20 protein-coding genes are annotated in these 23,238 nt (G+C 66.1%); 5 read left to right on the top strand and 15 right to left on the bottom strand.

The window, feature by feature from the left end; translation table 11 throughout:
- Positions 1-5 precede the first annotated feature (5 nt).
- The 4 genes from F8G81_RS18545 to F8G81_RS18530 form a co-directional block, all read right to left on the bottom strand.
- Positions 6-2,429 carry a hypothetical protein gene (locus F8G81_RS18545; RefSeq protein WP_267276114.1) on the bottom strand — a complete coding sequence of 808 codons (2,424 nt, stop codon included), beginning with the start codon at positions 2,427-2,429 and terminating at the stop codon, positions 6-8.
- A gap of 6 nt (positions 2,430-2,435) precedes the next feature.
- Positions 2,436-3,122, bottom strand: coding sequence for a peptidoglycan-binding protein (locus F8G81_RS18540; RefSeq protein WP_267279285.1), 687 nt, complete (start codon positions 3,120-3,122; stop codon positions 2,436-2,438).
- Between the two features lie 129 nt (positions 3,123-3,251).
- Positions 3,252-5,504 (bottom strand): S9 family peptidase, encoded by a 2,253-nt coding sequence (locus F8G81_RS18535; RefSeq protein WP_267276113.1) that lies wholly within the window; start codon positions 5,502-5,504, stop codon positions 3,252-3,254.
- Positions 5,505-5,922: 418 nt separating this feature from the next.
- Positions 5,923-6,339: a CBS domain-containing protein gene (locus F8G81_RS18530; RefSeq protein WP_267276112.1), complete on the bottom strand. Its 417-nt coding sequence runs from the start codon at positions 6,337-6,339 to the stop codon at positions 5,923-5,925.
- Positions 6,340-6,574: 235 nt separating this feature from the next.
- Between F8G81_RS18530 and F8G81_RS18525 the strand changes: the two genes are divergently transcribed.
- Complete coding sequence (locus F8G81_RS18525; protein WP_267276111.1) at positions 6,575-6,997, top strand: Hsp20/alpha crystallin family protein; 423 nt, start codon at positions 6,575-6,577, stop codon at positions 6,995-6,997.
- Between the two features lie 278 nt (positions 6,998-7,275).
- On the opposite strand, the gene F8G81_RS18520 is transcribed toward F8G81_RS18525, so the two are convergent.
- A complete protein-coding gene (locus F8G81_RS18520) occupies positions 7,276-8,229 on the bottom strand; it encodes an ADP-dependent NAD(P)H-hydrate dehydratase (RefSeq protein WP_267276110.1) in 954 nt (317 codons plus the stop codon).
- Positions 8,213-8,974, bottom strand: coding sequence for a histidine phosphatase family protein (locus tag F8G81_RS18515; RefSeq protein ID WP_267276109.1), 762 nt, complete (start codon positions 8,972-8,974; stop codon positions 8,213-8,215). The genes F8G81_RS18520 and F8G81_RS18515 overlap by 17 nt, the downstream gene beginning before the upstream one ends.
- Positions 8,975-9,185: 211 nt before the next feature.
- On the opposite strand from F8G81_RS18515, the gene F8G81_RS18510 reads away from it, so the two are divergent.
- The gene (locus F8G81_RS18510; RefSeq protein ID WP_267276108.1) at positions 9,186-11,798 is read left to right on the top strand and encodes an AMP-binding protein; all 2,613 of its coding nucleotides are present in this window, start codon (positions 9,186-9,188) and stop codon (positions 11,796-11,798) included.
- A gap of 118 nt (positions 11,799-11,916) precedes the next feature.
- Here F8G81_RS18510 and F8G81_RS18505 read toward each other — a convergent pair whose 3' ends face one another.
- The 6 genes from F8G81_RS18505 to F8G81_RS18480 all read right to left on the bottom strand — a co-directional run bounded on the left by F8G81_RS18505 (position 11,917) and on the right by F8G81_RS18480 (position 18,245).
- Entirely contained in the window at positions 11,917-13,074 is a 1,158-nt protein-coding gene (locus tag F8G81_RS18505) for an LCP family protein (protein WP_267276107.1), read from the bottom strand.
- A 15-nt stretch (positions 13,075-13,089) separates the two neighbouring features.
- Positions 13,090-14,277, bottom strand: coding sequence for an LCP family protein (locus F8G81_RS18500; RefSeq protein ID WP_267276106.1), 1,188 nt, complete (start codon positions 14,275-14,277; stop codon positions 13,090-13,092).
- Positions 14,278-14,376: 99 nt separating this feature from the next.
- The gene (locus F8G81_RS18495) at positions 14,377-15,003 is read right to left on the bottom strand and encodes a low molecular weight phosphatase family protein (protein ID WP_267276105.1); all 627 of its coding nucleotides are present in this window, start codon (positions 15,001-15,003) and stop codon (positions 14,377-14,379) included.
- Positions 15,004-15,340: 337 nt separating this feature from the next.
- Positions 15,341-16,171 carry an ABC transporter ATP-binding protein gene (locus F8G81_RS18490; protein ID WP_267276104.1) on the bottom strand — a complete coding sequence of 277 codons (831 nt, stop codon included), beginning with the start codon at positions 16,169-16,171 and terminating at the stop codon, positions 15,341-15,343.
- Complete coding sequence (locus F8G81_RS18485; RefSeq protein WP_267276103.1) at positions 16,168-17,271, bottom strand: FecCD family ABC transporter permease; 1,104 nt, start codon at positions 17,269-17,271, stop codon at positions 16,168-16,170. Before F8G81_RS18485 ends, F8G81_RS18490 begins: the two co-directional genes overlap by 4 nt.
- On the bottom strand, positions 17,268-18,245 hold the full coding sequence (locus F8G81_RS18480) for a FecCD family ABC transporter permease (RefSeq protein ID WP_267276102.1): 978 nt from the start codon (positions 18,243-18,245) through the stop codon (positions 17,268-17,270). The genes F8G81_RS18485 and F8G81_RS18480 overlap by 4 nt, the downstream gene beginning before the upstream one ends.
- Before the next feature lie 275 nt (positions 18,246-18,520).
- Here F8G81_RS18480 and F8G81_RS18475 point away from each other — a divergent pair, with 275 nt between their 5' ends.
- The 3 genes from F8G81_RS18475 (at position 18,521) to F8G81_RS18465 (ending at position 20,849) form a co-directional block, all read left to right on the top strand.
- Positions 18,521-19,528 (top strand): ABC transporter substrate-binding protein, encoded by a 1,008-nt coding sequence (locus tag F8G81_RS18475; protein ID WP_267276101.1) that lies wholly within the window; start codon positions 18,521-18,523, stop codon positions 19,526-19,528.
- A 2-nt stretch (positions 19,529-19,530) separates the two neighbouring features.
- Positions 19,531-20,490 carry a siderophore-interacting protein gene (locus F8G81_RS18470; protein WP_267276100.1) on the top strand — a complete coding sequence of 320 codons (960 nt, stop codon included), beginning with the start codon at positions 19,531-19,533 and terminating at the stop codon, positions 20,488-20,490.
- A gap of 74 nt (positions 20,491-20,564) precedes the next feature.
- Positions 20,565-20,849 (top strand): DUF1540 domain-containing protein, encoded by a 285-nt coding sequence (locus F8G81_RS18465; RefSeq protein WP_267276099.1) that lies wholly within the window; start codon positions 20,565-20,567, stop codon positions 20,847-20,849.
- A 114-nt stretch (positions 20,850-20,963) separates the two neighbouring features.
- Here F8G81_RS18465 and F8G81_RS18460 read toward each other — a convergent pair whose 3' ends face one another.
- The 3 genes from F8G81_RS18460 to F8G81_RS18450 all read right to left on the bottom strand — a co-directional run bounded on the left by F8G81_RS18460 (position 20,964) and on the right by F8G81_RS18450 (position 23,198).
- Entirely contained in the window at positions 20,964-21,848 is an 885-nt protein-coding gene (locus F8G81_RS18460; RefSeq protein WP_267276098.1) for a hypothetical protein, read from the bottom strand.
- 198 nt (positions 21,849-22,046) lie between these two features.
- Positions 22,047-22,721, bottom strand: a complete 675-nt coding sequence (locus F8G81_RS18455) for a DUF6766 family protein (protein WP_267276097.1) — start codon at positions 22,719-22,721, stop codon at positions 22,047-22,049.
- Positions 22,722-22,817: 96 nt separating this feature from the next.
- The gene (locus F8G81_RS18450) at positions 22,818-23,198 is read right to left on the bottom strand and encodes a lipoprotein (protein ID WP_267276096.1); all 381 of its coding nucleotides are present in this window, start codon (positions 23,196-23,198) and stop codon (positions 22,818-22,820) included.
- Positions 23,199-23,238 lie beyond the last annotated feature (40 nt).

Raw genomic sequence — 23,238 nt, 5'->3', positions numbered from 1 at the left:
CGCACCTAGCCCGGGGGCGTGCTGGGAAGCGGTTCAGCCACTGGGCTAGTTGCTTGGGATCCCGGCACGGCCGTCTCCGCGGGCGCAGGGGTGGCCGGAACCGTGGTGGAACCGGCTGTCGGCGCAGGCTGGCTGGGCAGGCCGGTGGCGGGCGCCGTTCCTGTGGGCGCTGTTCCCGCGGGCGCGGGCGCTGTTGCTGGGCCGGTGGAGCCGGAAGGCAAGGCGCCGCCGTTTGGCCCCGGGCTGGCAGTCCCCATGGACGTGGACGTTCCGGACCTGGCGGCACTGGGATCTGCCTGGACAATGGCAACAATCTGCTCTTTGTACGCGGCAAGCCGGGACTGGATGTCGGAGAGCGGAACGCTGCGGATGTTCCGGCCGTACTCAGCGATCTCTGCCCAGAGTGCCGCCAGCCTGGCTTGGCCGGCATCACTCAACGGTCCGTCCAGGGTGATGACCAGCTGGCTGGCCAGCGCGTAGGTGAGGCATTCGAAGCAGTTGTAGTTTGCTGCGGCTGACAGGTTCTCCGGAACAACCACATCCGCCTGGCCCAAAATGAGCACTACCTGGAATCCCACGGCCACGGCGGCGCAGCCTGCGCAGCTGGCAAACGCATAGGCCTCGTTCCTGGCGTCAACGGGCTCCCCGTCGTCGGCCCAGACCAGGGCAAAGGCCACGCTGTAGGTAACCGAGCCGTCCCTCGTGGTTACCGCCAGCGCCTGGTTGCCGTCCGGTTGAGGACCCTCGGGCCGGTCGAAGGGAAAGACCCAGGACGGCGCGGGGCCGCCTTCTGATGAGGTCAGCCCGGAGGGAGCACCGGCCTCAGTGGTGGCACTGCCCGTGGGTATCAGCACCATGCTCAGCTGGGGCTGCTCGCGGGTGGGCATTGCTGTTCCGGCAGGCCAAAGGGCAACCGTGCTGCCGGACTGGCCTTCCCCGAGGATGCCGCCGGACTGCGGAAACACCGATGTGGTGACGTCTGCCAGCGTTCCGCGTTCATACGGCTGGACCGGGCGGTACGTCCCGCCGTCGGGCCACCACGCCCAGGCAAGGCCGGCAAGCATGGCGGCAATGGCCGCCATCGCGGCGCCGCGCCGCAGGACGTTGCCCCGCGTCTTCCGCCACGTAACGGTTGTCAGCTGCTTCAGGACCCGCAGCAGGATGTACACGATGCCCGCCATGGGAAGGGCGACGGCGGCAATCGCCAGCGCGCGCACGGCGGCACCGGGCAGGTCGCCCGCGGACAGGCTTTCGGCCAGCAGGGACTGCTGCTTGGCGGCACTGGCCCACGCTGTTCCCATCAGCCGGGGCAGTGAGATCACCATCAGCGTCATGGTGACCAGCAGCAGGGGCACGGTGACCAGAACCCAGAGGGTCACCACGGCACGTACCCACGGCTTGAGAACCCCGGCTTCATTATTGCCCCTCCGCCACGGCAGGAGTCCCAGGAGTGTGGGCCCGATGCGCTGGAAGAGATCCGGCACGCCTGTGGCGTCGGCCAGGATGTGATAGCCGTCAAAGCGGACCAGGGGCAACAGTTGCCGGACCATCTGCAGTATCTGGGTGACCACCACCAGCAGGAGGGCGTCAAAGCCTGTCGCCATCCAGATGCCCATGATGGCTACCGCAATGATGGCGTTGAAGTACAGGCCGCCCACATCGGTGCGGAGCCTGCCTGCTTTGCCCAGGCGATAGGAATCGGTGACGTCCGTGTAGAACGCCGGCCAGATCAGGTAGAGGCCCACGCCCATCGCGCCGGGGGTCGCCCCGCCCTTCCGTGCTCCTGCAGCGTGCCCGAACTCGTGGAATCCCGCGGAGAGCAGCGTGATCAGAAAGATCAGCAGGAGCAGGGCCGGGTTCTCGAACGCCTCGTGCGTGGCAGAGCCCAGGCCCTTCTCCATCAGGACCCACCAGCAGGCGGCCAGGAACGCGGCGGTGACCGCCACCACGATCAGCGGGTTGAACAGGGCCGCGAACGGTGCCGTGATCCTTCGCGTCCGTTCGGGATCCGTCACTGTGTAGCGGAAGCGCATCGCCAGCAGCGGATCGGATTTCTTCACCTCGGGCTGGGAACCGTCCGCAAGCCGGAGCATGCCCATCGGAAGCAGCTGGGAATCGATGAGCGTGCGTACGTTGTCCCCGCTGACCAGCCTGCCGGAGACGGCGCTTGCATGATCTGCAATCTCCTCAACCCCACGGCTCCCGTCGGCCGCCTCCAGCACGGCGTAGAGAAGCGGGGTCAGCTGAAGGGTCTGACCGTCAGCGCGGCGGACCAGCGAAGGAGCCTCGCGGTAACCGGAACCCTGCGACCGGCCGATGAGCTGAATCCCATCAGCGCGGAGGGGCACCTGCGGCTGGCTGCCGTCAACGCCCACAGCGGACGACGGCGGGCCTGCCTGGGAGCTCGGCCCGCCGTTCGCGGTAGTCATCTGTGCTTACTGTTCGAGATCGGACTGCTGGTCGGCCGTGGCTGTAGCCTCACCCTCGATGTGCTGGGAAATCATCGCGTCCTGCTCGGCAACGGCGAAGGCCTGGCTTCCGATGGAGCCGATGTTCGCCGCGACTGCGGCGTCGATGGGGGCTGCAACATTCGCATTGGCAGCCACCGCGCCGTTGATGGGCGCCGCGATGTCAGCGTCGGCAGCGACGTCAACGTTGACGTTCAGCAGGTCCCCGTCCAGTGCGGCTGCGGGATCAACCGGCAGCGCGCCGACGTCCGGCAGTGTTGCATCAGGCGCCGTTCCGTCGGGCAGGAGGCTCCCCTCGGTTCCGGCCGCGGGTTCGCCACTGTCTACTGTGTCGTTGCCCTGGCTGATGGTGCTGTCCTGCGTGGACGCCGCCGTCGCATCCGCCACAATGCCCTGCTCGATGATCACGCCCTGGTCTGCCAGGGCCTGGGCCTCGGAACCGAAGGACAGAATGTTGGCGGAGGCCGCGGCGTCGATGGGTGCCGCCACGTTCGCGTTTGCCGCCACGGCCAGATCGATTGGCGCGGCCGCATCGATGCCCAGATCCAGATCAGCATTCAGGTCCAGGACCGAGGCAACTTCCTTGTCCGGAAGCGCGGTGGTCTGCTCCGCCATCAGTTCTTCGTTAGTCAGGGGACGCTTTTCCTGCTCCATGCTCACGCAACCTCCAGTTCAAGCGCGGGTTGGCCTGCCCCCAGCGGGCAGCCCAGCGCCAGACAATAGTAAGCATGATTAGCTTTTTTGGGAATTCCCTGTGACGGCGCCTAACCCGGGCGTGGTGCGTTACTTCAGGCCCGCTCCCGGCAGCAGTTCGGTGGCGCCCAGGGAATCGGCGATGAACGCGTAGTCCCAGGCACGTTCGCGCCACTGGACGTAACGGCCGGAGGCTCCGCCGTGGCCGCCATCCATCTCGATCTTCATCAGGACGGGCTGGTTCCCGGTGGTTTTGTTGCGCAGTTCCTGGACCCATTTGGCCGGCTCCACATAAAGCACCCGGGTGTCGTTGAAGGACGTCACCGCGGCCATCTTGGGGTAGGCCGCGTCGCGGACATTCTCATAGGGCGAGTAGGACTTCATGTAGGCATAAACCGCCGGGTCCGTAATGGGGTTGCCCCATTCCTCCCACTCCAGTGCGGACAGCGGAAGGTCCGGGTCCAGGATGGTGGTGAGCGGATCCACGAAAGGGACCTGTGCCAGCACGGCGGCGTACTTTTCCGGAGCCAGATTGGCCACGGCTCCCACCAGCAGTCCGCCGGCGGAGCCTCCCATGGCGGCAATCCTGGCCGGGTCCACCCAGCCTGAGCCGGCCAGCCAGTCAGTGGCCGCCACAAAATCGGTGAACGTGTTCTTTTTGCTGAGCTTCTTGCCGTCCTCATACCAGTGCCGCCCCAGCTCGCCGCCGCCGCGGATGTGGGCGATGACAAACACCACCCCGCGGTCCAGCAGCGACAGCCTGGCGATCCCGAAGCCGGGGTCCATGCTCAGCTCGTAGGAGCCGTAGCCGTACACCAGGCCCGCCGCCGTCGAATCCTGTTTGACCGCCTTATGCCGCAGTACTGACAGCGGGATCCTGGTGCCGTCCTGGGCTTCAGCCCATTCCCGGCTGGCCACGTAGTCGTTGCCGTCGTAGCCGCCCAGCACAGGGCTTTCCTTGCGCAGCAGCAGTTCGCCAGCAGGCTTTTCCGGCGTGGGCAGCACAAAGTCGTACACGCGCGACGGCGTGAAGTAGGAGGTGTAGCCGAGCCGGATCACCGGGGCCTGGTAGTCGGAGCCGCCAACGCCTGCGGTGTAGAGCTCCTCGTCGAACGCCGGCTCCACCGGGGCCTCCTGCGCGGCAGTTCCCAGGCCGTTCAGGCCCAGCACCTGAACACGCTCGATGGTGTCCTTCCGGATAGACACCACTACATGCGTGGACGTGACGCCCGCGCCGTTCACGCGGACATCATCGGAATGCCCGACGACGGTGTCCCAGTGCTGCTCCGCCAGCGGCTTGCTGAGTTCGGCCGGGTCCACCAGGGACACCATGGAGTTGATGGCACCCCGGTTGTGGGTCAGCAGGATCCGTTCGGATTTTTCGCCGTCGGGGCCGGTCAGCAGGAAAGGCTCGGCCTCGTAAAGGACACGCTGGTCCCGCGAAATCACCGTGGTGAGGGCGCCGTCGGGGTCGTCGAACCGCATCAGGCGGGTCTCGCTGTATTCGGAGCAGCCGATGCCCAGGACCAGGTGGCGCCGGTCACCGGAGAGCTCAAAGCCCAGCCACATGGCGACGTCGTCCTCCTGGTAAATCACCACGTCGTCGGCGACGGGCGTGCCCAGGACGTGGGACTTGACCTGGTACGGCCGCCACGAATCGTCCACCACCGTGTAGAAAATGCGAGTGCCGTCAGGGGAGAAGGAGACGCCGTAGAAGATGTTCTCGATGACGTCCGGCAGCAGCTCCCCGGTGCGGAGGTCCTTGATCCGGAGCGTGAAGCGTTCATCGCCGGCGTTGTCCACGGCGTACGCGTACAGGTTGCCGTCTATGGTGACGGCGGAACCGCCCACGGAGAAGAATGGCTTGCCTTCCGCCTCAACGTTCCCGTCCAGCAGCACTTCCTCGCCAGGGATCTCGACGCCGGCCTCCACTGCCGGCGGAGTCCAGTCAGCCACGGGGTTTCCGGTGTCCTGGGCGCGGACGCGGCACTGGATTCCGTACTCCTTACCTTCGGCGGAACGGCTGAAGTACCACCAGCCGTCCTTTCGGCTGGGGACAGACAAGTCAGTTTCCTGAGTGCGGCCCTTGATCTCCTGGAAAATGGCCTCGCGCAACGGTTCCTGGTGGGCTGTGACGGCCTCCTGGTACGCATTTTCTGCCCTGAGGTGCTCCACTACCTCCGGGGACTCCTTCTCCCGCAGCCATTCATAGTTGTCCACGAATGTCTCGCCGTGGTGGGTGCGCTCGCCCGGGACCCTCTTGGCGACGGGCGGCCGGGCAGAATCGGCGGAAACAGTGGCAGCGGACGCGTTGGCGGAATCCTGCAGCGGAGTCTGGGTCATCCCCTCAATATATAGACCCGTGCAGACAATCGGGGCGGCGTTCGCTACCGGGGGAGCTCACCCCCACTTCCCAGACGCTCTCCCTCACCAACGGGCTCTTGGGGAAGGTGTGAGCCTAGTTCCGAAATGGGCGCAGGCGTATCCTGATCACGCGAGAGAACATCCGCCCAGCCTGAGAGGGGAATCCTATGACCATCCCGCCAGTGCACGAACCCGAGCCGTTCCCGCCGGAACCGGGCCCGGATCCTTTCAGCCCCGACCCCACCTCACCGGGCCATCCCGGCCCTGCGCGGCCCAGCCCGGTTCCGACGCCGGAACCTCCCGGCCCATTGCCGGTTCCGGATCCGGGGCCGGAACCACTGCGGCCGGACCCGACCCGCAGCTAGGACGCTGATAGAGCTGACCGCCAACCGGCCGGTCAGTACGAAATAAACTCCACCAGTTCGCCCACCCGGTCCTCCGGGTAGTTGCGCGCGATGTCACCCTGGCTCAGGATGCCCACCAGGTCGTGGCCATCGATCACGGGCAGGCGGCGGACCTGGTGCTCCTGCATGGTGCGGATGGCTTCTTCGATGGAGTCGTCCGCACCGATGGTCACGGGCTTGCCTTGGCCGAACTGGCCGGCCGTGGCAGTGCGGGGATCACCGCCGTCGGCGAGGCATTTAATCACAATGTCGCGGTCCGTGATCATCCCCTTTAGCCTATTGTCCTCACCGCAGATCGGCAGCGAGCCGACGTCGAGGTCCTTCATTTTCCGCGCTGCCTGCTCCAGCGTTTCGTTCTCACCGACGCATTCCACGCCGCCGCTCATGATGTCGCGTGCCTTGATGGACATTGTGATTCTCCCAATCATCGAAGGCGGTACAGCGGCCGCCTGCTTCCCCTAAATGCCGACACGTTAATTATCCTAAGCATGCTTAGCATTAGCCAAGACCCCTAACCGCGTTCGGCTAAATTTTCCGTTCCAAACCGCTTGCATCCTGCTGCCGCCAGTGCTAAAAAATCTATATCAGCTGATATAGATCAGCTGGTAGGAAAAGTGTTGGACGTCTCTTTCGAGGAGGGAAGCCATGTTGATGCGAACCGATCCGTTCCGTGAGCTGGACAGGCTGGCCCAGCAGGTCCTCGGCACGGCGGCGCGTCCGGCTGCGATGCCTGTGGACGCGTGGCGGGAGGACCAGGAATTTGTGGTGGCCTTTGATCTGCCCGGTGTAAATGCGGATTCAGTTGATCTGGATGTGGAACGGAACGTCCTGACGGTGAAGGCTGAGCGGCCGGCTCCTGTGGGGAAGGACACCGAAATGATCGTCTCGGAGCGGCCGCGCGGCGTCTTTAGCCGCCAGCTGGTCCTGGGTGAGGCCCTGGATGCCGAGAACGTGAAGGCAACGTACGACGCCGGTGTCCTGACTCTGCGGATTCCTGTCACCGAGAAGGCCAAGCCGCGCAAGATCGAGATTGAAACGAAGGAGGCACATCATCAGATTGCCGCCTAGTTTCAACACAAGGCCGGAAGGTTCGGACGCCATTGTTGGCTGCCTCTTGGGCGACTAGCTATTTGATGCACGCCACAGCGCCTTTGGCGCATCGGCAGCGAAGCGACTGCTCCTTCCGAAACGGTGGCCCCCGGCAGTGCCGGGGGTCATCCCATGCCCGCCGCAGGTCCACTGAGCTTCCCCTCAAAGTAGGTAGCAGCAAGTGTCGTTTTGGAGCCGCAAAACGACACTTGCTGCTACCCAGTTGGGGGGAGGGGGGCCCCAACAGAACCCCCCGCTTAGGTGTTGAGCTCCATCATGAGGGCCGGCAGTTCGTCGGCTAGCTCGTGCGCCAGGAATCCGAGGGGTCCCATCCTGCTGGCCAGGCGGTCCGCCGCCGCGGCATGGAGGTGGGTGCCCCAGCAGGCTGCCTGGGCGTCGGTGGCGCCACGGGCACGAAGACCGGCAATAGCCCCTGCCAGGATGTCCCCGCTCCCGGAGGTTCCCAGCCCGCCGAACCCGGTGGTGATCTGCCAACGCTCCGGGTCCTCGGGCGCCTTGCTGCCGGCCGGCCGCGCGATGCAACCCTGGCAGCTGACCACTGCCTGGTACGTGTCAGCAATCTCCGCCACGTCATCCTCCAGGTTCGCCAGGTCCCGGCCCAACAGGATTTCCGCCTCCGTGGGGTTCGGCGTGAGGATTAGCCGTCCCCTCCAGGGGGTCAGCTCCGACTTGATTTTGGGCAGGGCACCCAGGGCGTAGGCGTCCAGCACAATGGTGGCGCCCCGCCCGCCGCCGGAAGCGCCGCCGTCGGAACCGGAAGCGCCGTCGGAACCGCCCGCTGCCTCGTTCCCCAAAAGCGCGCGGAGCAGCTCGACCGCGAGGTCCACGTCGTCCAGTCCGGGGCCGATCAGAAGCACGTCCGCGGATTCCAGGGCGGGCGCGATGCGTTCAAGCCCGGAGGCCCGCATGGACCCCTCGGCAGTCTCCGGAAGCCCCGTGACGCCCGCTTCCGGGAGCGCCACGGCCAGCTGGACCGCGACTGATTCGGCAACGGCAAGCGTGAGCTTTCCCGCCCCGGCCCGGAGTGCGGCGCGGCCAGCCAGGAGGGCCGCGCCGGGGGTACTCCGGGCACCGCCAATCACCAGCACGGCACCGCGCGAATACTTGTCTTCACCGGCGGAGGGCAGTGGCCAGTCGCGCAGCAGCGACGGCGTCACCTGCGCGGCCGGGGCCTCACTGCGGGTGGACACTGGCGTCCCCGGCGTGCTCGGTCACTTCCACACCCTGCTCCCTGAGATGGTCCGCCTGGTTGAACTCCTCGAGCGTCCACGGCCCTTTCCCTTCGGGGCGGACAAACCGGGTGATCGAACCGTTCAGAACGGCGGTGCCGGCGGCGAGGTCCAGGATTTCCCGCTCCGTCATCCCTTCCAGGATGTACCGGAAGATCAGGATCACGGCGTCGTGGCACACCACCATCACGCGGTGCCCCATGCCCAGGCCGTTCAGCTCGTCAAGCACCGAGCGCAGCCGGAGCGCCACATCGGTCCAGGATTCACCGCCGGGCGGACGGTAGTAGAACTTGCCCAGCCAGCGCCGCCGTTCAGCCTCCTCCGGGAAGCGCCTCTCCACGCCCTGCCACGTCAGCATGTCCAGGATTCCCAGCTCCCGGTCCCGCAGCCGTTCATCGACCCGGACACGGACGGGCCAGCCCGCTGTCTCCACGGCGATTTCGGCGGTCTGGTGCGCGCGGGCATACGGGGAGGACACCACGGCGTCCGGCCGGCGGTCTTCCGGGATGGCAGCAAGGGCCTTTCCCACGGCCACCGCCTGGTCCTGCCCGGTAGTGGACAAGGTCACGTCGGCGTCGCGTGCCGGAACGTCGATCACCTCAACGCCTGCCTGCTGCGCCTCCGACGCCGCAACATTGCCTTCGCTTTGGCCATGGCGGATCAGGATAAGCTCCACTGCCCCGGCTTCCCGGACTGCCTGCGTCATTCCATGCTTTTCCACAAAAGACCTGCCTCATCGCCATGTTGCCCGTCGTCAGGCTGCCGCTTTAGGCACCCGAACGTTACTTGCGGCTTACCCATTGGGAAGGGGAAATAACGGCCGACGGCGGCTAGCAAGGGGGCGGCACCTCCCGGTGAGCCTTTGCAAACCGTTAATCTACTTGTTGTTAGGTTAGCCTTGCCTCTAAACTCAGCCAGTGAACTCGTCCCTGGAAGTTGCGCGGGTAGCCTTTGCCGCTGATCTGGCCCGCCACGGAGACCGTCCCGCCCTCCTGACCGGCGGCCGGACCATCTCCTACCTGGAACTCGCCCACAGGGTGGGTTCCTTTGCCGAGCGGCTCGGCCCGGTCCGCCGCCTGGTGGTGCTCGCGGCAGACAACAGCGTGGGGTCGCTGGTGGCGTACCTGGCTGCCCTGTCCGGCGGACACCCCCTGATCCTGGCGCCGGCCGGAAACGACGCCGCCCTGGCCTCGTTGGTGGCTGCCTATGATCCTGATGCCATCGTCCGGACGGGGCCGACGGAAGCCAGTGCCAGTGAGCCGCTGCTGGAGGAAGTACGGCCCGGCACCCGGCACCAGCTGCACCCGGATCTTGCCCTTTTGCTCAGCACGTCAGGCTCAACGGGCTCGCCCAAACTCGTCCGGCTCTCCCAGCAGAATGTGCAGTCCAACGCCGAATCCATTGCCGAATACCTGAACATCGGTGAAGCCGACCGGGCCATGACCACGCTGCCCATGTACTACTGCTACGGACTCTCGGTGCTCAACAGCCACCTGCTCCGCGGCGCGGGGATTGTGCTCTCGGATCTGTCGGTGGTGGATCCCTGCTTCTGGGAGCTGTTCCGCAACCGCCGAGCCACGTCCTTCGCCGCCGTCCCCTACACCTTTGAGCTCCTGGACCGCGTGGGGTTCACGGAGATGGAGCTCCCGCACCTGCGGTACATGACACAGGCCGGGGGCCGCCTGGATCCCGGAACCGTGGTCCGCTATGCCGAGACCGGACGCGCGCGCGGCTGGGACCTGTACGTGATGTACGGCCAGACGGAGGCCACCGCACGGATGGCCTACCTGCCGCCGCACCTCGCCGCGGAGCATCCGGGAAGCATCGGCGTTCCGGTCCCGGGCGGGGACTTCCGCATCGATCCGGTCCCCGGCCTGGAGGACGGCGAGCTGGTGTACACCGGGCCGAACGTGATGCTCGGCTATGCCGAGAAGCCTGAGGACCTGGCCGCCGGGCGCACCATCAGCGAGCTGCGCACGGGGGACCTGGCCCGCCAGTCGGACGCCGGCCTGTACGAGGTGGTGGGCAGGAGAAGCCGGTTCGTCAAGATCGTGGGCCTGCGCATCGACCTTGGCCAGGTGGAAAAGATCCTGCAAAAGATGGGATTGAACGCCGCCTGCGCCGGCACTGACCACAGGCTGGTGGCAGCGGTGGAGGGCAGCCACGACACCCGGCTCCTGGCCAAGACCCTCGCCCAGGACCTGGGGCTGCCCCGCGCCGCCGTGCAGGTCCACGCCGTCGACAGCCTGCCGCGCCTGGCCACCGGCAAGACCGATTACCCGTCCATCCTGGCCCTCGCGGAAGTCCCCGAAACGGACGAAACGAAAAGCGCTGCCCGGACGCCGGGGCAGGAAGTGGCCGACGGCGGTGCTGCCGCCGCCTCCGCTGCGGCAGCACCGCCGTCGGACGTCCGCAGGATTTTTGCGCAGGCGCTGGAGATTGAGGACATCGGCGACGACGACACGTTCGTCTCGCTGGGAGGCGACTCGCTGTCCTACGTGGCCGCATCGGTCAGCCTGGAGAAGGTTCTTGGCCACCTGCCTCCGGACTGGCACGTCACGCCCGTCCGGGGCCTGCAGGCCCTCGCCCGGCCACGGCGCAGCCCCTGGCGGATTTTCGCTCCGCTGGAGACTGGGATCGTGCTGCGCGCGGCGGCCATTGTGATGATCATCAGCACGCACGTGGACATAATCAGGTGGCCGGGCACCGCGCATGTGCTGATGGCCCTGGCCGGCTACAACTTTGCCCGCTTCCAGCTGGGTGGTGACAGGATCCCGCGGCTCCGGCGCCAGGTACGCAGCCTGGCCCGGCTGGTGGTGCCCACGGTGGCGTTTATCGGGGCGGTCATGCTGCTGACGGACAAGTTCCACTACACGCCGGCCAACCTGCTGCTGCTGAACACGATGATAGGCCCGGCCGGCTGGACCGACGCATGGCACTTCTGGTTCATCGAAGTGCTGGTGTACGTACTGGTGGGTGTGATGGCGCTCCTGGCCATCCCGTGGGTGCACCGGACAGAGCGGCGCTTTCCGCTGGCGTTCCCGGTGGCACTTGTTGGTGCCGGGCTGCTGGCCCGTTATGACCTGCTTGGCGTGGACATCCTGCACACCCGGCCGGTCCTCTGGCTGTTTGCCCTGGGCTGGGCCCTGGCGCGGGCGAGCACCGTTGGCCAGCGGCTGGCGCTGTCCGCGCTGGGGGCACTGGCCCTGTACGGCTACTTCGACAACCCGTGGCGTGAAGGGACCATCCTGGTGGGGATCTTGCTGCTCGCGTGGATTCCGGCCATCCCGCTGCCTTCGGTCCTCCACCGCCTCTTCGGCGTGCTGGCCAGCGCCTCGCTGTACGCGTACGTTACGCACTGGGTGGTGTTCCCGGATCTGAAGGACAGCCATCCTGTTTTGGCAGTTGTCCTGTCCCTGGCAGTCGGCGTCGCGTATTGGGCCGTGGCCATGAGGCTGATGGGCGCGGCGGGCCGCCTGAGGGTCAGGACGATGCGGAGGCTGCGCCGCCGCCGCGCCGCTGTGGCGTAAGCCCGAAGCCCGAACGGACAGTTAAGGCCCGAAGCCCGAACGGACAGTTAAGGCCCGCCTGTTGGCCTCAGTGCCCGGCAGTCTTCAGAGCCCGCCAGTCTTCAGCGCCCGTCAGTCCTCAGCGCCCCGCCGCATACTGGGCCAGCCGCCCTTCCCTCAGGGCGGCGGCCACGGCGTTAATCCCGCCGTAGTCAGGCAGCACCACGGACGCCCCGCCGATGGTGCCCACCCCGGCCGTTGGCAGCGTAACGAACGTGCAGGCGTTGTAGTCGAGGTTTCGAAGGCCGTAGGCGAGGATCGCCACGGACAGAGCATCATGGCCCTGGTTGAGGGTGAGCCAGGGCCCGGAAAGAGCCACCAGGTGCCGGACCACGTTGGGGTCGTTTAAGGCGCCGCCCTGGGTCAGTTTCGCCAACAGTGCTTGCAGGAAAACCTGCTGGTTGCGCACCCTTTGGTAATCGCCGTCGATGAACGCGTACCGCTCCCGGACGAACTCCAGCGAAGCCTGCCCGTTGAGCCTGTTCAGGCCCTGTGAGAAGACGTGCCCGGTGTCGTGCGTGGACTGAAACGGCAGGTTAACCTGTACGTCGATCCCGCCCATGGCGTCGATCAAGGCCCTGAATCCGTTGAAATCCAGCATGATCGTATGGTCGATGTGGAGTCCGAGCAGGGACTCCACGGTCCGCGTCACCAGGGGCGTGCCGCCCACCTGGAGGCTGGTGTTCACCTTGGAACCGCCGTAGCCGGGGATGTTCACCCACGTGTCCCGCATGATGGAGACCACCTGGACGCTGCGCCGGTCCGCCGGAACGTGGGCCACCATGATGGTGTCCGCCCGGTGGTCGGACTGCTGGCCGGTGGCCAGCGTATGGCCTGCCTCGTCCCGGGCATTCCCGCGGCTGTCGCTGCCGATGATGAGGATGTTCATGGGCACCGGCTGCAGTTCCGGGATGGGCTCGGGCGGCGGCGGAGGAGCGGGGGCCGGGACGGGCGGCGGTGTGGTCTCCGTGGGAGTGGGGGTTTCCGTTGGCTGGACGGTTTCGGCGGCCACGCTTGTGGCCGTGTCCGCCGGGCGGTTGAACAGCAAGGCGGCGACGGCGATGCCGGCCACGAGCACTACGGCCAGAAGCGCGGCAATGATGCGCCGCCGTCGTGCCGTCCCTGCACTGGGTGCGGAAGGACCGGAACCGGCCCCGGCGGTTCTGGAATCAGGACCGATGGGGCCGGAACCGGATGAATCAGGACCGATGGGGTCGGAACCACCTGGGACGCTCATTGTCTCTCCATGGCATCAGTTTCCGCCTTCCAGACCCTTCCCCGCTACATAGTCGCCAAGGGTGTTATCGGAAAGCGATGTGGCGATTGCGGCGATGGCAGCGGTATCCGGGATGACGATGGATTGCCCGTCCGCGGACGTTCCCGTGCCCAGCGTCGGGAGCGTGAACATCACCATGTCGCTGGGCCGTACGTCCTTCAGCTCCACAGCCAGCCCCGCCAGGGCCGCGGCGTCTAGCCCTTCATCCACGCTGATGAACGGCGCGATGGCACCGACAACGCCCTGGACCTTCAGCGGATTCAGGAGGGTGTCCGGGCTGAGGTTCTTGGCCAGGAGCGCCCGCACAAAGGCCTGTTGGTTGCGGACCCTCTGGTAGTCGCCGTCCGCGAACGCGTAGCGCTCGCGGACGAACGCCAGGGCACGCTCGCCGTCCAGGGTGTTCCTCCCGGCCTGGAAGGTATCCTGGCCGTGGGACGAAGTGAACCCCGCGGCGATATCCACTTCCACTCCGCCCAAGGCGTCAGTGAGTCCAACAAAACCTTCGAAGTCCACCAGGGCCACGTGGTCGATCCGTTGGCCAAAGATCGATTCCACGGTCTGCACCATCAGCGGGATGCCGCCGTAGGCCAGTGCCGCGTTGATCTTGGCCTGCCCGTGGTCAGGGATGCCCACCCAGAGGTCCCGCATCAGGGAGATGGAGTAGATGTTGGCGCGGTCGGCGGGGATGTGGACCAGCATGAGCGTGTCCGCCCGCTGGTTGGATCCCGCGCCGGCCGCGGCTTCTTCAGTGGTGGCGCCGCGGCTGTCGCTGCCCATCACCAGGATGTTCACGGATCCGGTTCCGCCTCCGGCGTTGTTTGTGCCGCCCGCAGCAGTTCCCGGAACACCGGCCGCGCCGGGGGCCGCGCCATTCGCGATGGGCGCCTTGGGCCGGGTTGCTTCGTCGGGGAAGGGGTTCTCGATGGTGGTGACTTCGGAATCGTAGATCCGGCCGAGGTTCATCAGGTAGACGCCGGCCGACGCCGGAATCAGGATCACCAGGGCAAGCAGGACCAGGAGGAAGGTGCGCAGGGGGCGCCGGCGCCGGCCGGGACGGGCGGTTGGAGATAACCCGGGTGACGCGCCAGTCGCGCCGGAAGCAGCTGTGCCGGGGGAGGCTGAGCCGGTAAAGACAGCAGCGGGATGCTCGGACGCGGTGGCCATTTCCGAAAATTAGCACCGGCGCTGAGGCGTTACATCGGGGGAATCCGCAGAAAAGCCGCACAAAAAACCGCAGTACCAGAACGACGGCGGCGGGCCCAGTCAGGAGGGAGCGTTCAGCCTCGCGTGGCGCAGGATGGAGACGATCGCGGGGGCCAGTTCATCCTCCATCTGACGGTAGGTTTCAGGTCCGCGGCGGTAGGGGTCGATGATGTCGTTCTCGGAGGAGTCCGCCGGCAGGGACAGGTGGCGGACAGCTGCCGCACGCGCCGGAAGGCCCCGCCAGAAGGCTGTGTTGGCTGCCAGGGGATCACCGGCCGGACCCTGAGGCGCCGGATCCCGTTCATCCAGCACGTCCAGCATCCGGGCGAATTCACGGATGGTAAAAGTGCGTTTCAGCAGCGACGCGTCCAGCTGGAGAACCTCGCCGCGGTGGCCGGACGTCATGGTGAGCACCAGGTCCACGCCGCGCAGGATCTTGCCGGTCAGCTGCCGGGCGGCAAACTCCTGGGGATTGCCGCCGAACGTACGCACAATGTCCGCGGACGGCGGCTGCATGGGGTCGCCCACCATGGCACGGGTTCCGGCGCTGGCCACCACAAAACCGCCGGGGAGCACCTGGTCCAGTCCCGCCTGGAGCAGCCGTTCAGCCACGGGGGAGCGGCAGATGTTGCCCGTGCAGACGGTCAGGATGCGTACGTGCTCGGGGGCAGGGGAAGGCGATTCCAAGGAGCTTCTCTTTCCAGCTGGTACGCGGAACCGGGCTGGTCCCGCACTTTCAACTTAACACGCGAAGCTGCGCGCGCCGCCGTCGAAACGCTCTCTCACCTTTCGCGCTGTTTGGGCCGACGCTCTCTCACCTTTCGCGCTGTTTGGGCCGACGCTCTCTCACCTTTCGCGCTATTTGGCGCGACGCTCTCTCACTTTTGGGACTGAAGGGCGGCACGCAATGCAGGATGTGAGCGAGCGTCGCAGAAAAACCTGCAGGATGTGAGAGAGCGTCGCAGAAAAACCTGCAGGATCTGAGAGAGCGTCGCAGAAAAACGTGCAGGATCTGAGAGAGCGTTTAGGAGGAGGAAACGGCGGCGGCCGTGGCGGGGGTCCCCAGCGGGATGACGTGGGGCCTGCCGTCGGTGGGTTCGGCAACCACGTGGGCGTCCAGGCCGAACACGTCCTTGAGCAGGCCGGGCGTCACCACCTGCTCCGGCGTCCCCTGGGTGATGATGCTGCCGTCCTTCATAGCCACCATGTGGTCGGAGTAGCGGGCCGCCAGGGAGATGTCGTGCAGCACCATCACCACGGTCCGGTGGTGCTCGCGGTTCAGCCTGCGCACCAGTTCCAGGACGTCCACCTGATGCGCGAGGTCCAGGTAGGTGGTGGGCTCATCAAGGAGCAGGATGCCCGTTTCCTGGGCCAGCGTCATGGAAATCCAGGCCCGCTGCCGCTGCCCGCCCGAGAGGTCCTCCAGGGGACTGTCGGCCAGGTCGGCGATGTCCGTTGCCACGAGGGCGTCCTCGACGACGGATTGATCGGCGGGGGAGAACTGCTGGTACCACTTCTGCCGGGGGTGCCGGCCGCGCGAGACGAGATCCGCCACGGTGAGCCCGGAAGGCGCCGTGGGCGTCTGTGGCAGGATGCTGATTCTGGTGGCTATCTGGCGGCTGGACTGGCTGGACAGCGCGGCGCCATCCAGGAAAACAGCGCCGGAGCGCGGCGCGAGCAGCCGGCCCAGGCCGCGGAGCAGCGTGGACTTGCCACAGCCGTTCGGGCCGATGATGGAGGTCACCTGTGCCTCCGGGATGGTCAGGGACAGGTCCTTGATGATGTCCCGGCCGTCGTAGCCCAGCGTCAGGTTTTCCGCCCTCAGCCCCTCATGCAGTTCTGTGGTGGTGTTCAACTCAGCCTCCGCTGGTACTTCAGGATCAGATGGATCAGGAACGGCGCCCCGACGACGGCGGTGGCCACGCCCACGGGCAGCGGCGCGCTGAGCACGTTGGCTGAGACGGTGTCCGCGAGCAGGACAAACACCGCACCCACCAGCGCGGAGACTCCCACGGGAGGAACCACATTGGCGGTCAGGGATCGGGCGATCTGGGGGCTGGCCAGGGCAACGAACGCCACAGGCCCCGCGGTGACAGTGGCCACCGATGCGAGCAGCACCGCGATGGTCAGGGCTGTCAGGCGCACCGCGCCAATGCGCGCTCCGAGCCCGACGGCGGTGTCCTCGCCGAGGCTGGTCAGCAGCAGCCAGCGCCCGCTCAGCACCGCGGCAACCAGGAGGACGGCGGCGCTCACGGCCATGGGCTGGACGGTGGCCCAGTCCTTGCCGTTCAGCGATCCCATCATCCAGGTCAGGGCCTGGGCGGCGCTGGTGACGTCCCCAAGCGTGAGGATCCAGGTGGTGAGGCTCGCGGCCAGGCCGGAGATACCCAGGCCAGCCAGGACCAGGCGGTAACTGTCCAGCCCGCGGCGGTAGGCCAGCAGGTAGACAGCCACGCCGCTGATGATTCCTGCGGCGAACGCGGCCACCGGCATCCCGACTGTAGCGGCCAGGCCGCTGAGTCCGGCGTGGCCGCCACCGGCCACCACCAGTACGGTGACGGCGCCCAGGGACGCGCCGGTGGTCACGCCCAGGAGGTCGGGGCTGGCCAGGGGATTGCGTGCCACCGTCTGGGTGATGGCTCCCGCGGCAGCGAGCGCCGCACCGACTACGACGGCGGCAACCATGCGCGGGGCGCGGAACTCGGTGACGGCGAGGTGGACCCGTGGACTGGAGGCGTCGCCCAGGAGTGCACGGAGAACGTCCGGGTAAGCCAGTGGTGTTCCGCCGAAGGCTATGTGGAGGGCCATCGCGGCCACCAGGGCGGCGGCCAAGACGGCGGCCACCACCATCACGCGGAAGTTCAGGCGGATGGACACCGGGCCTACGCGCAGGGCACGAATGGTGGCAGCGCCGGTCCTGGGCTGTTGCCGCGGCTTCTGCTGGAGGGCGGTCACAGCGTGGCCAGCCTGCGCCGGCGGGCCAGATGGACAAAGAAGGGGGCACCCACCACGGCCAGGACCACGCCCACCGACAGTTCTCCGGGCCGCGAGATCACGCGGCCGGCCGTATCCGCAAGAAGCAGTACGGTGGCGCCGGTCAGGGCGGAGAGCGGGATCAGCCACCGGTAGTCAGGGCCTGTCATGGCCCGGGTGATGTGCGGAACCAGGAGTCCGGCGAAGGCAATGGGCCCGGCCATGGTCACCGCTGAGCCTGCCAGCAGGGTGATCGCGGCTATGCCTGCCGCCCGTGCCCGGAAAACCGAGATGCCCAGTGACGTGGCGGTGTCTGCTCCCAAAGCCAGCGCGTTCAGGGGCCGGATGTTCAGCAGCGCCATCACCACTCCGGCGGCCACAAAGGGCCAGATCATGGAAAGAATGTCGCTGCGCCCGGCCAGTGATCCCACCTGCCAGAACCGCAGTGTATCCAGAGCCTGGTCGTTGAGCAGGACGATGCCCGCCACCAGTCCGGAGCAGAGCGCTGTCACGGCGGCTCCGGCCAGCACCAGGGTCACAGGTGTGGAGCCGTGGCGGGCCGCGGAGCCGATCATAAACACCAGGACACTGGCGGCCAGTGCCCCCGCGAACGCCAGCAATGCCTGCGTCAGTCCCGGCTGCTCGCCGGCCAGGGCGGTGGCCGCGACGATGGCCAGGGCGGCGCCATGGTTGATGCCAAGAAGGCCGGGATCAGCAACCGGGTTGCGGGTGTGCCCCTGGACCAGGGTTCCGGCCAGGCCCAGGCAGATTCCTGCGCACACGGCCAGCACGGTACGCGGCCAGCGCAGTTCGCGGATGGTGACGTCCATGACGCTGCCGTCGGGCGTGAAGACAGCATGCCAGACGTCCTGCAGGGAGGAGGGCTGCCCGCCGATGCAGATACTCAGGCCGGCAGCCGCGAGCATGGCCGCTACTGAAACTGCCAGCCACCTCATGGTGGGCCTCCGCGAACCGGGCCGCCCGACACCAGGCTGAGGGGCACCAGGCCGCGAGCCAGGCCGCAGCGACCCGGCCCGCTGGCCTCCCGGGGCCGTTCCACCATGCGCCCGCGGGGCGGAGGCCAAGGCCGGATCCATCGTCTTCACAGGGTCCTTCTATTACGTCATGCCTTTGTGAGCTATTTGGCAAAATCCTGCTACAGTCTACGGCAGACGCAGGTAAGCCTTGCCTAAGAAGTCATCTCCCCGTCATCGTTTTTGAAAGTGACACCGTGAAAACTCGCATCCTCAAGCAGCTCAGTGCTGTTACCGCCGGCATGGCCCTTCTGGCCACCGCGGCCTGCGGCGCCCCGGCCGCCTCCACAGAAACCACTGAAACAACCGCCGCGGAATCAGCAGGCTTCCCGCTGACCATGGAGCACACCATGGGCACCACCACCATTGACGCCGTGCCCAAGCGCGTCGTTGCGCTGGACCCGAGCTACATCGACGCCGCACTCCTGCTGGGCGCCGACCTGGTGGGCTACGTCCAGTACCGCCAGGACCCGAAGTCTCCCTTCGCCCCCTACCTCGGGGACGTTAAAGACGCCACCAAAGACTCCGTCAATGTGGGCACCCTGGCCGAGCCCAACCTGGAAAAGATCCTTGAGCTGGAACCGGACCTGATCGTTTCGGCGAAGGTCCGCCACGAGGCGCTCTACCCGCAGCTGTCCAAGATCGCCCCCACCATCTTCTCCGTCAGCACCGGCCCCACCTGGAAAGAGAACGTTGTCTTCCTGGGCGAGGCATTGGGCAAGAAGGCCAAGGCCGAGGAACTGGTCAAGGCCTACGAGGAGCGCGCCCAGAAGGTCGGAGCCGAAATCCTCAAGAAGAAGCCGGACGCGACCTACTCCCTGGTCCGCTTCACCGGCGGGGACACAGCACGCCTCTACTCCTCAAACTCCTTCATCGGCGAGATCATGACCGACATGAAGATCCCGCGGCCCAAGGACGCTCCGGACAGCGAGAAGGAAATCTTCGTGCCGCTCTCGGCCGAGCAGATCCTCCAGGGCGACGCCGGCCTGGTGATGGTCAGTGCGTTCACGCCTCCCGGCGCCGAAGGCGACAAAACCCGCGCGCAGCAGGAAAAGTTCCAGTCCAACCCGCTTTGGCAGCGCCTCACCGGCGAGGTCAAGAACGTCGACGACGGAACCTTCCTTGCGTCCGTCAGCATCCAGGGTGCCCACTCGGTCATCACGGACCTGGCCAAGCACTACGGCGTGGACCCGCAGCTGCCGTAGCAATGGGCTCCACTAACTATCCCCTCCGGGCGTTTGATGCGGCGGTCCTGCGCGTCCAGGAACTGGGCCCGCATTTCCGCCGCATCACCTTCGCCGGACCGGAACTGGTGACCTTGGGCGTCCCCGGTCCCAGCGTGGACCTGCGGATCAAGCTCCTCCTGCCCGCGCCGGGGCACCCTCTTGCCCGGCTGGGTGAACCTGGCGGCTTCCTGTCGGAGGGCTGGTACCAGGAGTGGCTCCGCCGGGAACAGCCAGGCCGCGGTTTCATCCGCAGCTACACCGTCCGGGCGCTCCGGAATACGGCGGGCGGGCGGGAACTGGACGTCGATTTTGTCGTCCATCCCGTTGCCGATGGCCACAGCGCCCCCGCGTCCGAGTGGGCGGGTGCTGCCAGGCCCGGTGCCCGGGTGGTCATTATCGGCCCGGACCTCAACGCCATTACGGAAGCCACGCCCCGGAGCGAAACCGGCATCAGGTGGGATCCGCAGGGTGCCCGGCACGTGCTGCTGGCCGGTGATGAAACGGCCGTGCCGGCCATCAGCTCCATCCTCGAAAGCCTCCCGGCGGACGTCACCGGCGAGGCGTTCCTGGAAGTTCCGGACACGTACGACGCCGGTACGGTCACCTCCGCTTCGCCGGTCCGCGTTACGTGGCTGGTCCGGAATCCTTCTGGCGCTGCCCGCGGGGACCTGCTGGACGGGGCGGTGCGGGCTCTCATGGAAACCACGTCGCCACCAGCCCCGGAGACATATGCGTGGGTGGCAGCCGAAGCGGCAACCGTGAAAAACCTGCGGCGGCTGCTGGTTGCCCAGGCGGGCCTGGACCCGAAGCGGTCCGAGTTCAGGGCTTACTGGAGCCTTGGCAAAGCCGGTTCAGGGGCCAACGGAACCCCGCTGGATCCGCAGCCTGCCACCCAGGCGGTTCCGCCGTCGGAATTAAGTCACACGATTGGGTCTTTTTGATTTGACCGGACGGGCCTACCGTGGGACCTAGGAGCTGCCCAGCCCGGGTGGCCGGACCGCGGAGGATTTTCCCAATGACCACGCACGTAGCCGACTGCAGCGTAACCAATTGTTCCTTCAACGATCATTCCGAATGCAATGCCGCTGCAATTACTGTTGGCGGCAGTGAAGACCACGCCTCCTGCGCCACGTTCATCGACATCGGAACCCACGGGGGCCTGCCCAAGGTCCTGGCCGGCGTCGGAGCCTGCCAGCGCACCGAATGCGCCTACAACGACCACCTGATGTGCAACGCGTCCGAAGTGCATGTGGGGCCGGGCGCGGACAACGCCGACTGCCTCACCTACACCCACGCCTAGGAATCCGCACACAACTCTAAATCAGCCAGAAGGCCCGTCCCGGATACCGATCCGGAACGGGCCTTCTGATTTGGGCCGGGACCCCGTGCGCCGGGGTCCCTGAGGGTGCGCGTCCTACTGGCAGGTCACATCCACGAAGTAGGTGTGGTCACCTTGGGTGTGATCTGCGACGACGACAGTCACGCTGGCGCTGTTCCCCCTGACTTTCGCAGCACTTCCGTCGGGAGCCTTGACCGCCACGATGTCGCAGCCGGGCTGGTCCGATACCTTGATGGAGTGCGTGCCCTGTTCGGTCGCCTCAAAGTGGGCCTCATGGAAGGCGAGGACAGCCGGGTTCCACTCGGAGTACTTGATGTTGTGGGCACCGTTGGTATCTGTCCACTCAGCGGCATAGCCATCCATCGCCACGCCGTTCTTCCAGAACCTGGTGTCGATTTCGACGATCAGGTCATTGAGGACCTTGAAGTTGTCCACCTTGCTGTACCTGGGCACAAAACAGTGCTTGTTGCCCGGGGCGCTGCAATTCAGCAGGTCCGTTGGTGTAACCCACACCTTGTAGACGCCGCCGTTGTTGGGCGTGAGGTTGTAGGGGAACAGCTGAACGGTTGCGCCGCCGTCTTCACCGTCAGTCCCGGTATCGTGTGCGCAGGCTCCCGATGCTGATACATTCCGGATGACGCCGCCCTCAACGGTGAACTGGCGGCAGGCCACCGGATCCGTGGAGAGCAACACCTTTCCGGATGGGTCGGTCACCTGGAAGGAGTATGTTCCGTCAGGCAGGCCTGCAGCATCGTCCGGGGCGTTGAGTCCGGGGCCGCCGTTTAGATACACGTCCTCCCTGGATTCATAGATGTTGAGGTTAACGGGAACGCCGGACGCGTCGGTGGTGAAGATAGCTCCTGAGATGGCTCCCGATGGCGGCGCCGCGGCTGCGGGCGAGGCCAGCAGTCCTGCGGAGGCGATGATAATCGCGCTGGGGATGGCGAACTTCTTATTCATGGTGTTTGCCTCTGATCAACGAGTTGGAATGCGGCACCCGGTGCGCAGTTGATCACAGACTCCCCAGCAAGTACGCGACACCATTGGTCAGGAGTGTGACATTCCCGGCAAATGCAGTTGCGCCTCAGATGTCCGAAGCGTACGCCTGCGCCATGTCGGAGGCAACGCAATTTTTTCCGAGGTACCAGTCAGGTTTGCTTACCCCGTTGCGGCGGTGTCGTCATGGGCGGCACCCACAGGCTTGGATTCCGGCGAACTGTGCTGGCGGAGATAGATCGCCAGAACCACCATGGAGCCCACCGCCAGGAACTCCGACTGCCAGTTCTGCAGCGTCCTGTTCCAGAATTCCGGTGAAACCACATACTCTGTCCACGGCGCGGGGTCCTGGAAGTTGCGCAGCTGTTCCTCGTTGTAGGCGTTGTTTCCGGAGATGGACTGCACCAGCCACGAGAGGATGAAGATCAGTCCCATCGTCAGACCCAGCGAGTTGGCAAAGAGCGTACGGCGCCAGCCGCTGACCCTGGCCCAGGCCGGTGACTTGTCGTTGGAATACTCGCCCACCAGTTGATCCTTGTCCGACTCCAGCCCGGCCTGGTCCAACTCCTTGGACTCGGGGGAGCCTTTCTGGACCAGCCAGATGGTGGCGAGGATGTAGAGCAGGAATTGCAGGTACTCGGACTGCCAGTTCTCCGAGACGTCAACGGCAAAATCGGACGATGTCAGATACTGTGCCAGGGAGATTTCCTCCAGTCCGGCGGAAAGTTGTTCCTCGTTGAACAGTGCGTGGCCGGATATACCCTGTCCCACTACGGCCAGGAGGAAGATGAATCCGAAGAACAGGCTGAGGCCGTTGTTTTTCAGTGCGGTTTTCATGGTCCCGCCCCTATCCCCGCGCAAGCCCGATAACGAGCATGTAGGCCAGCCCGCCGAAGATCAAAACAAGGTAAAGCACAAAGCTCCAGCGCATTTCTACTTCCCTCCTACCTCGCACATGTACCCGCTCTCGCCCTGGGACGTGCACCCGGCACCAGTAATTTGCCAGCCCGAGCTCGCAGCGGCCAGGAAAACGGTGTCGTTCTCGAACTCAACCATGGCGTTGCGGCCATAGACTTCGCTTTTCCCTGGCGCCCCGGCGTCGGACAGCTGCAGTTCCTCCAGCTGGCTTTCACAGCCGCCGTCGGACTCTGCTTTGTCCCTGGCTGACTGGCTGAGCATGGAGCAGGCCTGCTCTGCATCACCTGACGCGAGGGCCTGGTGGAACTCCTCGGCCGCGGTGGAGGCGCCGGCCCCGTCGGGAGCGCAGCCGGCAAGGACGAGCAACAATAAAAAGCCGCCGATAAACCTTTTCATTCGTCCTCCTCATGAAGTACGTACTTTAGTCAAGACGCAC

Source organism: Arthrobacter sp. CDRTa11 (assembly GCF_026427775.1).
In the GTDB taxonomy this organism is placed as follows: Bacteria; Actinomycetota; Actinomycetes; order Actinomycetales; family Micrococcaceae; genus Arthrobacter.
This window is presented reverse-complemented; position numbering and strand designations above follow the sequence as displayed.

Bases quoted from the DNA above. Each gene is read 5' to 3' on its own strand.
- F8G81_RS18480 (WP_267276102.1), bottom strand. From the start codon at position 18,245: ATGAGGTGGCTGGCAGTTTCAGTAGCGGCCATGCTCGCGGCTGCCGGC.
- F8G81_RS18545 (WP_267276114.1), bottom strand. From the start codon at position 2,429: ATGACTACCGCGAACGGCGGGCCGAGCTCCCAGGCAGGCCCGCCGTCG.
- F8G81_RS18450 (WP_267276096.1), bottom strand. From the start codon at position 23,198: ATGAAAAGGTTTATCGGCGGCTTTTTATTGTTGCTCGTCCTTGCCGGC.
- F8G81_RS18515 (WP_267276109.1), bottom strand. From the start codon at position 8,974: ATGACGCAGGCAGTCCGGGAAGCCGGGGCAGTGGAGCTTATCCTGATC.
- F8G81_RS18470 (WP_267276100.1), top strand. From the start codon at position 19,531: ATGGGCTCCACTAACTATCCCCTCCGGGCGTTTGATGCGGCGGTCCTG.
- F8G81_RS18540 (WP_267279285.1), bottom strand. From the start codon at position 3,122: ATGGAGCAGGAAAAGCGTCCCCTGACTAACGAAGAACTGATGGCGGAG.
- F8G81_RS18460 (WP_267276098.1), bottom strand. From the start codon at position 21,848: ATGAATAAGAAGTTCGCCATCCCCAGCGCGATTATCATCGCCTCCGCA.
- F8G81_RS18500 (WP_267276106.1), bottom strand. From the start codon at position 14,277: ATGGCCACCGCGTCCGAGCATCCCGCTGCTGTCTTTACCGGCTCAGCC.
- F8G81_RS18465 (WP_267276099.1), top strand. From the start codon at position 20,565: ATGACCACGCACGTAGCCGACTGCAGCGTAACCAATTGTTCCTTCAAC.
- F8G81_RS18535 (WP_267276113.1), bottom strand. From the start codon at position 5,504: ATGACCCAGACTCCGCTGCAGGATTCCGCCAACGCGTCCGCTGCCACT.
- F8G81_RS18455 (WP_267276097.1), bottom strand. From the start codon at position 22,721: ATGAAAACCGCACTGAAAAACAACGGCCTCAGCCTGTTCTTCGGATTC.
- F8G81_RS18530 (WP_267276112.1), bottom strand. From the start codon at position 6,339: ATGTCCATCAAGGCACGCGACATCATGAGCGGCGGCGTGGAATGCGTC.
- F8G81_RS18525 (WP_267276111.1), top strand. From the start codon at position 6,575: ATGTTGATGCGAACCGATCCGTTCCGTGAGCTGGACAGGCTGGCCCAG.
- F8G81_RS18505 (WP_267276107.1), bottom strand. From the start codon at position 13,074: ATGAGCGTCCCAGGTGGTTCCGACCCCATCGGTCCTGATTCATCCGGT.